The sequence below is a fragment of the Pseudomonas sp. LBUM1676 genome, assembly GCF_059695605.1.
Window position 1 is genome coordinate 6,079,580 of record NZ_CP166777.1, and the last position, 12,937, is coordinate 6,092,516.

At 61.2% G+C, this 12,937-nt stretch carries 14 protein-coding genes; 6 read left to right on the forward strand and 8 right to left on the reverse strand.

The window, feature by feature from the left end:
• Positions 1-132 precede the first annotated feature (132 nt).
• Positions 133-1,023 (forward strand): KPN_02809 family neutral zinc metallopeptidase, encoded by an 891-nt coding sequence (gene ypfJ / locus ACA041_RS28110; protein WP_497438779.1) that lies wholly within the window; start codon positions 133-135, stop codon positions 1,021-1,023.
• The gene (locus ACA041_RS28115) at positions 1,023-1,982 is read left to right on the forward strand and encodes an alpha/beta hydrolase (RefSeq protein ID WP_497438780.1); all 960 of its coding nucleotides are present in this window, start codon (positions 1,023-1,025) and stop codon (positions 1,980-1,982) included. The genes ypfJ and ACA041_RS28115 overlap by 1 nt, the downstream gene beginning before the upstream one ends.
• A gap of 99 nt (positions 1,983-2,081) precedes the next feature.
• Here ACA041_RS28115 and ACA041_RS28120 read toward each other — a convergent pair whose 3' ends face one another.
• The 3 genes from ACA041_RS28120 to ACA041_RS28130 form a co-directional block, all read right to left on the reverse strand.
• The gene (locus ACA041_RS28120; RefSeq protein ID WP_497438781.1) at positions 2,082-2,675 is read right to left on the reverse strand and encodes an HAD family hydrolase; all 594 of its coding nucleotides are present in this window, start codon (positions 2,673-2,675) and stop codon (positions 2,082-2,084) included.
• Positions 2,672-3,541 carry an acyl-CoA thioesterase II gene (gene tesB / locus ACA041_RS28125; protein WP_497438782.1) on the reverse strand — a complete coding sequence of 290 codons (870 nt, stop codon included), beginning with the start codon at positions 3,539-3,541 and terminating at the stop codon, positions 2,672-2,674. The genes ACA041_RS28120 and tesB overlap by 4 nt, the downstream gene beginning before the upstream one ends.
• 104 nt (positions 3,542-3,645) lie before the next feature.
• Complete coding sequence (locus ACA041_RS28130) at positions 3,646-4,215, reverse strand: GNAT family N-acetyltransferase (protein WP_497438783.1); 570 nt, start codon at positions 4,213-4,215, stop codon at positions 3,646-3,648.
• Between the two features lie 86 nt (positions 4,216-4,301).
• Here ACA041_RS28130 and ACA041_RS28135 point away from each other — a divergent pair, with 86 nt between their 5' ends.
• Both ACA041_RS28135 and ACA041_RS28140 read left to right on the forward strand, forming a co-directional pair.
• Complete coding sequence (locus tag ACA041_RS28135) at positions 4,302-5,222, forward strand: histone deacetylase family protein (protein WP_497438784.1); 921 nt, start codon at positions 4,302-4,304, stop codon at positions 5,220-5,222.
• Positions 5,223-5,516: 294 nt separating this feature from the next.
• On the forward strand, positions 5,517-6,758 hold the full coding sequence (locus tag ACA041_RS28140; RefSeq protein ID WP_497438785.1) for a TIGR03862 family flavoprotein: 1,242 nt from the start codon (positions 5,517-5,519) through the stop codon (positions 6,756-6,758).
• Positions 6,759-6,883: 125 nt separating this feature from the next.
• On the opposite strand, the gene rhlE1 is transcribed toward ACA041_RS28140, so the two are convergent.
• Positions 6,884-8,218, reverse strand: a complete 1,335-nt coding sequence (gene rhlE1, locus ACA041_RS28145; protein WP_497438786.1) for an RNA helicase RhlE1 — start codon at positions 8,216-8,218, stop codon at positions 6,884-6,886.
• 78 nt (positions 8,219-8,296) lie between these two features.
• Positions 8,297-9,223 (reverse strand): drug/metabolite exporter YedA, encoded by a 927-nt coding sequence (yedA, locus tag ACA041_RS28150; RefSeq protein ID WP_497438787.1) that lies wholly within the window; start codon positions 9,221-9,223, stop codon positions 8,297-8,299.
• A gap of 163 nt (positions 9,224-9,386) precedes the next feature.
• Here yedA and ACA041_RS28155 point away from each other — a divergent pair, with 163 nt between their 5' ends.
• Positions 9,387-9,842 carry an Lrp/AsnC family transcriptional regulator gene (locus ACA041_RS28155; RefSeq protein WP_497438788.1) on the forward strand — a complete coding sequence of 152 codons (456 nt, stop codon included), beginning with the start codon at positions 9,387-9,389 and terminating at the stop codon, positions 9,840-9,842.
• 121 nt (positions 9,843-9,963) lie between these two features.
• Here ACA041_RS28155 and ACA041_RS28160 read toward each other — a convergent pair whose 3' ends face one another.
• From ACA041_RS28160 to ACA041_RS28170, 3 genes are all read right to left on the reverse strand, one after another.
• Positions 9,964-10,575, reverse strand: a complete 612-nt coding sequence (locus ACA041_RS28160) for a 3'-5' exonuclease (RefSeq protein ID WP_064675758.1) — start codon at positions 10,573-10,575, stop codon at positions 9,964-9,966.
• 22 nt (positions 10,576-10,597) lie between these two features.
• Positions 10,598-11,077: a LabA-like NYN domain-containing protein gene (locus ACA041_RS28165; RefSeq protein ID WP_064675757.1), complete on the reverse strand. Its 480-nt coding sequence runs from the start codon at positions 11,075-11,077 to the stop codon at positions 10,598-10,600.
• 212 nt (positions 11,078-11,289) lie between these two features.
• Positions 11,290-12,048, reverse strand: coding sequence for a DUF2076 domain-containing protein (locus tag ACA041_RS28170; RefSeq protein ID WP_497438789.1), 759 nt, complete (start codon positions 12,046-12,048; stop codon positions 11,290-11,292).
• A 178-nt stretch (positions 12,049-12,226) separates the two neighbouring features.
• Between ACA041_RS28170 and ACA041_RS28175 the strand changes: the two genes are divergently transcribed.
• Entirely contained in the window at positions 12,227-12,901 is a 675-nt protein-coding gene (locus ACA041_RS28175; RefSeq protein ID WP_497438790.1) for a YciC family protein, read from the forward strand.
• The last annotated feature ends 36 nt before the right edge of the window (positions 12,902-12,937 follow it).

The window sequence follows — 12,937 nt, forward strand, 5'->3', positions numbered from 1 at the left end:
GCCGTCAATCTCAAGCAGGCATAGAACCGGCGCCACTCAAGGCGGTCTGACGATCGGACTGGCGCCGTTCTCACTCACCAGCAACACTCACCACCATGCGTCTTCATCGAGCAGGAAAAGAGGATCCCACACATGCTATGGAAAAAAGGCCGACGCAGCGACAACGTGGTCGATGCCCGGGGCGATAACGTCGGCGGTGGTGGCGGGATGCGCTTCGGTGGCGGCAAGGGCCTGAGCCTGACGGCGATCGTTCTGATCGTCGGGATCGGCTGGCTCACCGGCCAGGACCCCTTGCAGATCCTCGGGCAACTCACCGGACAGATGAGCGAGCAATCGGCGCCGGCCCCGACGCAAACCCGCAAGGCGCCTCCGGCCAATGATGAAGGGGCCGAGTTCGTGCGCTCGATCCTTGGCGACACCGAAGACACTTGGGGGCAGATCTTCCAGCAGGCCGGCCGTCAATATAAGGACCCGACCCTGGTGCTGTTCAGCAGCCGCGTCAACTCGGCATGCGGCCTGGCGACTTCAGCGACCGGTCCGTTCTATTGCCCGGCGGACCAGAAGGTCTACCTGGACATGAGTTTCTTCCAGGAAATGTCCCAGCGCTTTTCCGCTGCAGGTGATTTCGCGCAGGCCTACGTGATCGCTCACGAAGTCGGACACCACGTGCAGACCTTGCTCGGCGTTTCGGCGAAGATCCAGGCCGCTCGCCAACAGGGCCGGCAAATGGAGGGTGACGGTGGCTTGCTGGTGCGCCAGGAGCTGCAGGCCGATTGCCTGGCCGGGGTCTGGGCCCACAATGCGCAACAACGGCTGAACTGGCTGGAACCGGGTGACATCGAAGAAGCCCTGAACGCCGCCAACGCCATCGGCGACGACCGTCTGCAGGAAAAAGGCCAGGGCCGCGTGGTGCCGGACTCGTTCACCCATGGTACGTCGGCGCAAAGGGTGCGCTGGTTCAAAACCGGATTTGCGCAGGGCCAGGTCGGCCAGTGCGACACCTTTGCGGCGAAAAACCTGTAATGAAAAGATGGCTGCTGGCCCTGCTGTTCACTTGCGTAAACACCCAGGCTGCCGAGCAAGGGGTCAAGGAGGTCAGCCCCGGTCGCCTGCTGTTGACCTCGGGTGAGATCGCGGTGGGCATCGGCCCGGCACCGACGAAAATCGAACGGGTGCTGATCATCATCCACGGTCGCCTGCGCAATGCCGAAACCTATCGCCAGAGTGCAGAGCATGCCGCTGAACAGGCGGGGCAAAGCGCAACCACCCTGGTGATCGCTCCGCAATTTCTCAATGAATCCGACATCGCAGCTCATTCAGTGGCAGACAGCGTGTTGCGCTGGCAAGGTAATGACTGGATGGCCGGCGGTTTGTCTACATCGCCGTTTGCCCTGAGTTCCTACACCGCACTCGACGAAGTCGTCGCCCGAATCGGTGACCGTCGACAGTTTCCCGACGTGAAGCAGGTCATCATCGCCGGCCACTCCGGTGGCGCCCAGGTGGTTCAGCGCTATGCGTTGCTGGGCCACGATCAGCCCGAACTCAAGGCGGCCGGGGTACAGGTGCGGTACGTCGTCGCCAATCCGTCCACTTATGCGTACTTCGATGAACGTCGGCCCGTGGCGTTCAGCCACGCCGGTTGCCCGGATTTCAATCGCTGGAAATACGGGCTGGCGGATCTGCCCGCCTACGCGCAAGGACAAACGCCCGCGCAGTTGCAGGACAATTACGCCAAGCGTGACATCGTTTACCTGCTGGGCCAGCAGGACACCGACCCGAATCATCCGGCCCTGGATAAACGCTGTGAGGCGAAAGCCCAGGGGGCGAATCGCTTGGTCCGCGGGCGCAATTATTTCGATTATCTGAAGCGGCTGTATCCTCAGGGAATGAGTCAGCAGCTGATCGAAGTGCCCGGGGTCGGGCATGATGGGGATGGGATGTTCAATTCGCCTGAGGGGCAGAAAGCGTTGTTTGGTCAGTGAGTTTTTGTGGTGGCTGAACCGACGTCTTCGCGGGCAAGCCTCGCTCCTACAAAAACGACGCCCCCCCTGTAGGAGCGAGGCTTGCCCGCGAAGGGTCCCTCAGGCGGACAACATCTGTCGCAACACCGCACAATCCGCCGCATGCCAGTCCGTCAACTCCGGCCACGGATTATCCGGCAAATTCACCAGCACCGTCCGCGCCCCCGCCGCCCGGCCGCAATCCAGATCGAAGCGGTAATCGCCGACCATCACCATCTCGCTCGCCGGTACGCTCCAGGCCGCAGCCAGTTTCAGCAAACCGCCGGGATGCGGTTTGGGCGGCGCTTCATCACGGCCCAGCACATCCTCCACGGCGAAGCAGTCGGCCAGGCCGATCGCCTCCAGCGTGACATGGGCCAGCTCACGAGCATTGCGCGTGAGAATGCCCAGGCGATAACCGCGCCCGGCCAGCTCACGCACCAGTTCCACCGCGCCCGGCGCAGCTTTCGAACCCAGGGCCAGGTCGCGTTCGTGTTCCAGCAACCAGGCGTGCTTGGCCGCGGCTTCATCGGCCGGCAGTGCGGCGAGGTGAGTCAGGATGTCGTCTTCGGCAGGGATCGCCAACGCCACGCGGATTGCCGCGAAATCATGCACAGCCACCGTCAGGGTGCCGTCCATGTCGAACACCCAATGCCGCACCTCGGCCAGGCTCATGCCCAATCCTTGCGGTGACGAATCAGCCCTTCCTGAGTGACCGAAGCCACCAGTTGCCCCGCGCGATTGAACACGCTGCCTCGCGAGAAGCCGCGGGAATTGCCCGCCCACGGACTGTCCATCGCGTACAGCAACCAGTCATCGGCGCGCAGATCGGCATGGAACCACAGCGCGTGATCGAGGCTGGCAACCTGCATATCCTTGTGCCAGACCGATTTGCCATGGGGTTGCATCGAGGTGGTCAACAGACCGAAGTCCGACGCGTAGGCGAGCAGGTATTTGTGCAACGCCGGGGAATCGGCCAGGGCACCGTCGGCACGAAACCAGACGTACTTGATCGGATCGGACGGGTGCGGGTTGTAGGGATCTTCCTCGGTCACCGGTCGGAACTCGATCGGTTTCGGGCACAGCAGTTTTTCGCGCATGTGCTCGGGGATCAGGTGCGCACGCTGCTGGGTGAGTTCCAGTTCCGAGGGCAGGTTTTCCGGACCGACCACGGTTGGCATCTCGGTCTGGTGCTGGAAGCCTTCTTCGTCGTACTGGAACGATGCGCTGCAGGTGAAGATCGGATTGCCCTTCTGGATCGCGGTCACCCGGCGCGTGCTGAAACTGCCACCGTCGCGAACCCGGTCAACCTGATACACCACCGGCAACCCGGCATCGCCCGGACGCAGGAAATAACCGTGCATCGAATGCACATGGCGCGCCTCTTCGACGGTCTGACTGGCGGCCGACAGGGACTGGCCGAGCACCTGGCCACCGAACAACTGACGGAAACCCAGGTCCTGGCTACGACCACGGAACAGGTTTTCTTCGATCGGTTCAAGGGTCAACAGGTCGACCAGATCATCCAACACTTGGCTCATTCAGACTCTCCTCACACAACGCATTGCCGCGCAGTCTTGGCTGCGGCGGTCGATTCAGTTTCTGGACAGGGCCCATGAAGGCCATTGTAAACGTCCGTGCCTGCTTATCCATGCAAGGTTTGCAGCCATTGTTCACGGGTGATGCGATAAAGAACATGGTGACGCAGGGGATCATCGACCGCCAGCTTCGGGTGATTGAAATCATCGACCGGGTCATGGTGCATGCCGATCGCCTGCATGACTTTCTGCGAAGGCAGGTTGCTTGCGGTGGTGAAAGACACCACTTCATTCAGCGCCAAACGGTCAAAGCCACAGCGCAGAGCGGTCCACGCCGCTTCACTGGCATAGCCCAGGCCCCAATGCTCGCGGGCCAGGCGCCAGCCGATTTCGGTGGCCGGGGTAAACGGCGCATCGAAGCCGACCACCCCCAATCCGGTAAACCCGATAAAGGCGCCGGTGTCCTTGCGTTCCAGCGCCCAGAGCCCGAAGCCATGCTCGGCAAAATGACCACGAACCCGTCCGATCAGCGAAGCGCTTTCCAGTCGACTCAAGGGCGCCGGAAAATATCGCATCACCTGTGGGTCGGCGCACATCGCCGCGAATTCAGGCAAATCCTCGTCACGCCATTGCCGCAACAGCAGTCGCGCGCTCTCGAGTTGCAGTATCGGCTCCATCGCTTCCCCCTTTCCCCATGTCGCCAGTCTACATCGCTGGTAGGATCCTTAACTCATTCCTGCACGCCGTCCCAGATAAATCCACCATGCCTTTGCCGTTGATCTACCACGAAGACTACAGTCCGCCATTCCCGGCGGATCACCGCTTCCCCATGGACAAGTTTCGGTTGTTGCGCGATCACTTGGTGGACAGCGGACTGACCCGTGACACCGAGCTGCTGCGCCCGCAGCTTTGCCCGCCCGAAATTCTCGCCCTCGCCCATGACCCTGCGTATATCGAACGCTACATGGGCGGCGAGTTGTCCCGCGAAGACCAGCGGCGCCTCGGCCTGCCCTGGAGCGAAGCCCTGGCCCGACGCACGGTGCGGGCGGTGGGCGGCTCCCTGCTGGCAGCCGAACAGGCGTTGGAACATGGCCTGGCTTGTCACCTGGCGGGCGGCACTCATCACGCGCACTACGACCATCCCGCCGGATTCTGCATTTTCAACGACCTGGCGGTGATCAGCCATTTCCTGCTGGAAAGTGGTCGGGTGAATCGGGTGCTGATCTTCGATTGCGATGTGCATCAGGGCGATGGGACTGCACGAATCCTGCACAACACCCCGGAGGCCATTACCGTTTCCCTGCACTGCGAAAAGAATTTTCCTGCACGCAAGGCCGAAAGCGACTGGGACATTCCCCTGCCAATGGGCATGGGCGATGCCGATTACCTGAAGGTCGTGGACGATGCGCTCAACTATTTGCTGCCGCTCTACCAGCCTGACCTGGTGCTGTATGACGCCGGTGTCGATGTGCACAAGGACGACGCACTCGGCTATCTGAAATTGACCGACCAAGGCGTCGCCGCTCGCGATGAAAGCGTGATGCGTCACTGCCTGGGCCGAGACATCCCGGTTGTCGGGGTGATTGGTGGCGGCTACAGCAAGGACCGCAAGGCTTTGGCGCGGCGGCATGGAATCCTTCATCACAGCGCGCAACGGGTGTGGCAGTCATCAGGTTGTCATTGAGCTGTGGGTGTTTACCCACAATGGCTGTGGAACCGCCTGTGGATAACCTGAGTGAAAGGGGCTGCAGACCATGCGGGGTATAGGCTTCAGAGCGGTGGTTGTTTTTTGATCAGCACTTGAGCACACCGACGATCCTGTGGGAGCGAGCTTGCTCCGGGCGGCGATCCGACGATAGCGGACTCTCAGTCAACAAAGATGCTGAATGTGCCGGCCTCATCGCGAGCAAGCTCGCTCCCACAGGGATCTGTGCTGATAGAATGCCCGGCTTCATTCCGCCGAACCGCAGCGCATTCCATGACCCAGCCTTCCACCCCCCTCCCCCCTCACGTCGCCATCATCGGCGGCGGCCCTGCCGGCTTGATGGCGGCTGAAGTGCTGAGCCAGGCCGGGATCAAGGTCGATCTGTACGACGGCATGCCTTCGGTGGGGCGAAAATTCCTGCTGGCCGGTGTGGGCGGCATGAACATCACCCATTCCGAAGCCTATCCGGCATTTCTCTCACGCTATGCCGAGCGCGCACCGCACATTGCACCGCTGTTGCGGTCCTTTGGCGCCGATGCGCTGTGCCAATGGATTCATGACCTAGGCATCGAAACCTTTGTCGGCAGCTCCGGCCGGGTGTTTCCGACTGACATGAAAGCGGCTCCGCTATTACGCGCCTGGCTCAAACGCCTGCGCGATGCAGGCGTAGTTATCCACACCCGCCATCGCTGGCTCGGCTGGAACGGCGATGGCAGCCTGAAAGTATCCTGCCCCGACGGAGAAAAAACCATTCACCCCGACGCCACCTTGCTGGCCCTGGGCGGCGGCAGTTGGTCGCGCCTGGGTTCGGACGGCGCCTGGATGCTGGCGCTGGAACAACGCGGCGTGGGCTTGGCACCCCTGCAACCGAGCAATTGCGGCTTCGAAGTGCAGGCCTGGAGTGAATTGATGGTCAGTAAATTCGCCGGTGCCCCGTTGAAAAATATCGCTATCGGGCTTAATGACGACATCCCCAGGCTCGGGGAATGCGTGATGACAGCGACGGGTATTGAAGGCAGCCTGATCTACGCCCTGTCTGCACCGATCCGCGAAGCCATCAACCTGAAGGGTTCGGCGACGATTCACCTCGACCTGTTGCCGGGCAAGCCTGTGGATAAAGTCCAGGCGGCGCTGAGCAAGCCACGGGGCTCGCGCTCCATGGCCAAGCATCTGCACAGCCAGCTCGGCATTGATGGCGTGAAAGCGGCGTTGCTGCGAGAACTGGCAGCGGCCGAATGTTTTGCCGATCCGGCATTGCTGGCCAAGGCGATCAAAACCTTGCCGCTGACGTTGGTCAAAACCCGCCCATTGGACGAAGCCATCAGCAGTGCTGGCGGGGTGATGTTCGAATCGATGGATGAGCGTTTGATGCTCAAGCAGTTACCTGGCGTGTTCTGCGCGGGGGAGATGCTCGATTGGGAAGCGCCAACGGGGGGCTATCTGCTGACTGCGTGTTTCGCCAGTGGGCGGGCGGCGGGGTTGGGGATGCTGGAGTGGTTGAAGCGCACGGGCTGAAGACCGAGGCGCGCCCATCGCGAGCAAGCTCGCTCCCACAGGTGACCAAGTTCTTCCAGAGAGAATTCGGTCACCTGTGGGAGCGAGCTTGCTCGCGATGAGGGCTTAGCAGACGCCGCAGATAATCAAGGCTTACGCTTGCGCGGCCCAGTGTTAAACACCGGCACCTTGCGCACAGGCTTGACCGAAGGTTCCGGCGCCGACGCATCACCGCTCTCGACCCATTTACCCAGGTTGCGCTTGCCGCCGCTCGAGGTCTTTGGCTTTTTCGGTTTCTTCGGCTTCTTGACCACTTGACCGCTGGCATCGGTATCCGGGACCCGGTGCTCGGGCTCGAAGTCATGCTCCATCTGCCGAGGCAACGTCTGACGGGTCAGTGTTTCGATGGCCGACAGCAGATTCACTTCATCGGCGCAGACCAGCGAAATAGCCTGCCCACTCGCACCCGCACGGCCGGTACGACCGATGCGGTGGATATAGTCTTCGGCCACGATTGGCAGGTCGAAGTTGACCACCAACGGCAAATCTTCGATATCCAGACCACGGGCCGCGACGTCGGTGGCCACCAGGATCTGCACTTCGCTGAGCTTGAAACGGTCAAGTGCCCGTTGACGCGTCGCCTGCGGTTTGTCGCCATGGATGCCGTCGGCATTGATGCCCAGACCCTGGAGTTTTTCCACCAATGCGTCGACGCCGTTACGGGTCTTGGCGAACACCAGCACCTGCTTCCACTTGCCCTTGCGCATCAAGTGCACGAACAGTTCCGGCTTGCGCTTCTTGTCCACCGTCACCACCCACTGCTTGACGGTATTGGCGGCGACGTTGCGCGGGCTGACTTCAATGCTCAGCGGATCGTTGAGCATTTGCCCGGCCAACAGGCGGATCGCATCGGAGAAGGTCGCGGAGAACAACAGCGTCTGACGTTTCTTCGGCAGCACCCGGTAAATGTTCCCCAGCTCTTCGGAAAAGCCCAGGTCGAGCATGCGATCGGCTTCATCCAGCACCAGGGTTTGCAGCTGATTGAACTTGAGCGCGTTCTGGCGGAACAGGTCGAGCAAGCGGCCGGGAGTCGCCACCAGCAGGTCGACGCCTTTGCGCAGCTTCATCATTTGCGGATTGATGCTGACCCCGCCGTACACCGCATAGGTGCTCAGCGGCAGGTTCTCGGCGTACTGACGCACGGCTTCGTGAACCTGTTCAGCCAGTTCGCGAGTCGGCACCAGGATCAGCGCACGCACCGAGTTGGCGGTGACTTTCGGCCCTTCCATGGCCAGCAACTGCAGCAGCGGCAGCGCGAAACCGGCGGTCTTGCCGGTACCGGTCTGGGCGGCGGCCATCAGGTCGCGACCGGCCAGCACCGCTGGAATGGCTTGCGCCTGAACCGGCGTCGGGGTCTGGTAGCCGAGCGTCTCGAGAGAGCGCAGCAAGGGTTCGATCAGGCCAAGGGTGGCGAAAGTCATGGGATTACCGTAGGAAAATTCAGCGCGGGTTTTTCAAAACAAGTGTGCAAAACAAGATGCAATGGCGCGCAGTTTACCCTAATTCACGCTCGATTCTGCCTGCACCACCGCGGCAGGTCGTTGCGGCGCCCGGCGCCACTGCGGCAAACCGATCAACACCACGGCACTGATGATAACCAGCATGGCCAGCGCTTCTTCGATACCGATGGTTTCGCCGACAAACACGATCCCCAGCAACACCGCCACCGCCGGGTTGACGTAGGCATAACTGGTGGCCGCCGCCGGACGCACGTTTTTCAACAGGTACATATAAGCGTTGAAGGCGATGATCGAGCCGAAGAAAGTCAGGTACGCCAGGGCCGCCCACCCTTCGATCGGCGGCATGGCTTGCAGATGCTCACCGCTCAGCGCACTGCCGATCAGCAGGGCCGCGCCACCGACCAGCATTTCCACGGCACTGGCCATCGCGCCTTCTGGCAACGGCAAGTGTTTGCTCCATACCGAACCGAAGGCCCAGGCCGCTGCCGCGAAGATCAGCAATCCGGCGCCCAGCGGGCTCGATTGCAGGTTCGAGCCGAGGTTGAGCATGGCAATCCCGATCAGCCCGAGCACAATCCCGGCCCATTCAAGACGAGTATTACGGGCGCCCCAGAAATAGCCGAAGAGCAAGGTAAACAGCGGCACCGTCGCCACTGCCAGTGCCGCCACACCGGAGGCCACGCCGGTGTGTTCCGCGACACTGACCCCGCCGTTGCCACAGGCGAGCAGCAAAATCCCGATAATCCCCGCGGCTTTCCACTGCGCCCAGGTCGGTGCCGGCGCCCCGCGCCACCGCAGGAACGCGTACATCAAGCTCCCGGCGATGACGAAGCGAATACCGGCGAGCAGCAATGGCGGCCAGTACTCCACACCGATGCGAATCACCAGGTAAGTCGAGCCCCAGATCACGTATAACGCGAAGAAGGCAGCGATCAACGGTAAGGGAAAACGACGTAAGCCAGGCATTGGGCAGCTCGCAGGCAAGATAAATGAACAGCTATTCTAGAAAGGCCAGCGGCAGAAAATAAGTTACAAAACGTGTTTGTAGCGCCGGTACACTTTTCAAAACACGGAGATCATCGCTATAAACCGTGCTTTCGAAAGTCAGTCTTTTTTCAGGAATACGCCGATGGACAAATACGACCGCATGCTCCTCAGCGCCCTGCTGGAAAACGGGCGCGCGTCCTACGCCGACCTCGCGCGCAAGGTCAACCTGTCCGCCCCGGCCGTCGCCGAGCGCGTGGCCAAACTCGAAACCAGCGGGGTGATCACCGGTTACCAGGCGAAAGTCGACATGTCCAAGCTCGGTCTGCCGATCCAGTGCGTCATCGAACTGCGCCTGAACCAGCACGGCAATCAGAAAGCCTACGACGAACTGATCAAAATCCCGCAACTGACCGAATGTCACCGGGTGACGGGTGATCCGTGCGTGATCATGCAGGCAGCGGTGGGCTCGATGCCGGAGCTGGAAGAGTTGATCAACCGGATCGCCAAGTTCGGGTTCAGCAAGACGTCGATTGTGTTGTCGAGTGCGATAGAGAAGCGGGTGCCGTTGGGGCAGTTGGAAGGGAATGGAAAGGTTTGATAGGGCACGGCCCCTGTAGGAGCCGGCTTGCTGGCGATAGCGGCGTATCAGTCAACATCAATAGTGGATGATGAACCGCAATCGCCAGCAAGCCGGCTCCTACAGGGGATTTGCGGTGTTCTTAGAACCCGCGATGGCGCTTGAGATGCTCGTTGATTTTTGCCGCCGGCACTTTCTGCAAGCTGACCAGCAGCTCATGGGACAACTCGCGCAACCCGTGCTTGTGCCGCAGTTCCTGGGCCAGGTGCGCCGTCAGGTTGGCGGCCATCTCGGCATCGGCCATGGCTCGGTGAGCCTGGCCGGTGTGGGGCAGTTTGGCGAAGGTGGTGAGCGTACCGAGTTTGTGGTTCGGTGCGGCGGGCATCAGGCGGCGGGCGAGTAGCAGCGAGCAGGCGAAGTTCTGCAGGCGCGTGCGTTTGATCCGCCCCAGTTCAAAGTCCCAGAACTTCTGGTCGAACGCGGCGTTGTGCGCCAGCAATGGCGTGATGCCGACGAACTCGTTGACCTCGTTCATCACCTGCTCGGCCGATGGCGCGGTGCGCAGCATGGCATTGCTGATACCGGTGAGTTGTTCGATGAAGGCCGGCACGCGCACGCCGGCGTTCATCAGACTCTGGTAACGCTCGACGATGCGCCCCTGTTCAAGAATCACCACGGCGATTTCCGTGGCCCGGCAACTGCTGCTCGGGGAGATGCCGGTGGTTTCAAAGTCGATGACTGCTATGCGTTCCAAACCTGTTTCAACTCCGTAAAAATCAATTCTTGAGCAGCAGCGCGCCTTCGATCGGCACATAGCGGCTGGCGGCGCGGATCAGCGAGTTGGCCGTCAGCCCCGGTACGCCGTAGGCCACCGCTTGCACCCCGTGCTTGGCGATGATGCGTTCCAGCAGCATGTCGAAATCGCCGTCACCGGAGGCCAGCACCACTTCGTCGACATGATCGGCGGCGTCCATGATGTCCAGGGTGATGCCCACGTCCCAGTCTCCCTTGGCCGAGCCGTCGCTGCGCTGGATGTAGGGCTTGAGCTTCACGGTGAAACCGAGGTTGCGCAGGATCTGCTGGAACTGCTGCTGTTTGCTGTCGCCGCGATCGATCGCGTAGGCATAGGCCTCGACGATCTCGCCCTGCTTGCTGATGTCAGCCCACAGCGCGGCATAGTTGAAGTGGCAACCATAGGCCTGACGCACGGTGTAATAGAGGTTCTGGACATCGGCGAACACTGCGATTTTTTTCACCGTGCATCCTCATAGGAGCGCTGGCGCGCGGACAGGATCGGGCGTCAAGCCCGAAAAGTTGCCCAGTATGCCAGCCTGAGGGATTGTTCCGCGAACAATCGGCCATGTGGCGAGGGAGCTTGCTCGCGCTGGGGTGCGAAGCGCCCCCTGCTTTAGAATCCAAGGGGCCTGCTACGCAGTCCAGCGCGAGCATGCTCCCTCATCACAGGGAATCAGACGAAAGAATCGTCGTCGCCGCCGAAGAACGACGAACTGTCGTCGCTGTAATCAGCGTCGGTGAACCCGCCCTGATCACTGGCGTTGTCGGCCACCCGCGGCTCGTCGCCTAAACCGTTGCCGCTGTCACCCTGATCGTTGACCTGGGCCGGCTCTTCCTTGATGACTTCAACCACCTCCGGCTGCTGATTGTGCTGGAACAGGCTGCTGATGCCCTGCGCCAACATCACGCCACCCGCGACCCCGGCGGCCGTTTTCAGGGCCCCGCCAAGAAAACCGCTGCCGGCAGGTTGTTGCCCGGCGTAGTTTTGCTGAGGCGGCGCTGCACCGAAGTTTTGCTGTGGAGGCTGCGAATTGAACGACGGCCGCGCTGGTTCACGCCAGCCACCACCGCTCGATGCCGGCGCACTTTGAGTCGGTGCGGGCTGCGTCTCACGGGAGCCGCCGCCGAAGATGCTCGACAGGAAACCACCGCCGCTGGATGCCGGCGCCGACGTGTGGGTTTTGGCCGATTGCAGTTCGGCCTGCAACTGCTGGACTTGCCGGGTCAGTTGTTTGTTTTGCTCATCAAGGCTCTTGAGCGCGGCCTCTTGCACCAGAATCGCCTGGGTCATGTAGTAGCCTGCCGCTGGCTGGCGAGTCAGGTGTTCCTTGATCCGCGTCTCCGCCTGGGCGTCGCGCGGGGCTGAGTCCGTTTCGGCCTGTTGCAGCCGGGAAAACAGTCCATCGATCAGGGTTTGTTCTTCGCTGTTCATGGCGACCTCGTAGATTGCCGGGAATATCGTCGCCCTTATCCACTACGGAAAAGGTGCCCCTGGGTAATGGAGGCTGATGCAGGATGTTTCAATGACCTTTACCGAACGTTTACGTTTGCGCCCCAAAGCGCTTGATCGGTTAAAGTGGGCCACTGCTTTCAACCTGCGATATCGACTGATGAATCCGTTAGATGTACTGCGTGACTCCCTGTATTTCTTCAAGCGCAATCTGGGCCAGATCGTGCGGCTGTGCCTGCCGCTGGTGATCTTCGAATCGCTGTTGCAGCAAGTGGTCGACCACTCCACCGAACCGGACAGCTTTCCCGGTATCAGCGTCATGGTAGGGCTGCTGGTCTATCCGCTGTACACCGCCGCGCTGATTCTGTTTCTCGATGCCCGCAGCCGTGGCGAGTCGCCACGCAATCGGGACCTGCTGGCGATGTCTGCGAGCCTGTGGCCGCGCTTCGCCTTGCTGACCGCCCTCAACACCCTGCTGATCCTGATCGGCCTGTCGCTGTATTTTCTGCCAGGCATCTGGCTGATGGTGACCCTGGCGTTCGGCGAATACCTGCTGGTCTTGCGCGGCATGGCCCCGCTGGCGGCGATGAAGGAAAGCCTGCGCCTGACCCGTGGCAATTTCCTGCGCATCCTGGTGTGCATATTGTGCGTGATGGCGCCTTTGTGGCTGCTCAAGGGCATGACCCTGGAGGTTTACCCGGAACCGCAGAACCCGGTGATTTCCTTGTTGATCGACAGCGCCCACAGCTTTTTGCAATTGTTCACCAGCGTGGTGCTGTTCCGTCTGTTCATGTTGATCGCCGATGTACCAGAGAAAATTGACCGACCGCTCTAACCGTGGGCTTCGGCTCAGCTCTCGGTTATGCTCGGG

Excerpts from the sequence above, each read along its gene's own strand:
- ACA041_RS28120 (WP_497438781.1), bottom strand. The coding sequence starts at position 2,675 with ATGAGCCTGGCCGAGGTGCGGCATTGGGTGTTCGACATGGACGGCACC.
- rhlE1 (WP_497438786.1), bottom strand. The coding sequence starts at position 8,218 with ATGACTTTCGCCACCCTTGGCCTGATCGAACCCTTGCTGCGCTCTCTC.
- ACA041_RS28135 (WP_497438784.1), top strand. The coding sequence starts at position 4,302 with ATGCCTTTGCCGTTGATCTACCACGAAGACTACAGTCCGCCATTCCCG.
- ACA041_RS28115 (WP_497438780.1), top strand. The coding sequence starts at position 1,023 with ATGAAAAGATGGCTGCTGGCCCTGCTGTTCACTTGCGTAAACACCCAG.
- ACA041_RS28170 (WP_497438789.1), bottom strand. The coding sequence starts at position 12,048 with ATGAACAGCGAAGAACAAACCCTGATCGATGGACTGTTTTCCCGGCTG.
- ACA041_RS28140 (WP_497438785.1), top strand. The coding sequence starts at position 5,517 with ATGACCCAGCCTTCCACCCCCCTCCCCCCTCACGTCGCCATCATCGGC.
- ypfJ (WP_497438779.1), top strand. The coding sequence starts at position 133 with ATGCTATGGAAAAAAGGCCGACGCAGCGACAACGTGGTCGATGCCCGG.
- ACA041_RS28175 (WP_497438790.1), top strand. The coding sequence starts at position 12,227 with ATGAATCCGTTAGATGTACTGCGTGACTCCCTGTATTTCTTCAAGCGC.
- ACA041_RS28155 (WP_497438788.1), top strand. The coding sequence starts at position 9,387 with ATGGACAAATACGACCGCATGCTCCTCAGCGCCCTGCTGGAAAACGGG.
- yedA (WP_497438787.1), bottom strand. The coding sequence starts at position 9,223 with ATGCCTGGCTTACGTCGTTTTCCCTTACCGTTGATCGCTGCCTTCTTC.
- ACA041_RS28130 (WP_497438783.1), bottom strand. The coding sequence starts at position 4,215 with ATGGAGCCGATACTGCAACTCGAGAGCGCGCGACTGCTGTTGCGGCAA.
- tesB (WP_497438782.1), bottom strand. The coding sequence starts at position 3,541 with ATGAGCCAAGTGTTGGATGATCTGGTCGACCTGTTGACCCTTGAACCG.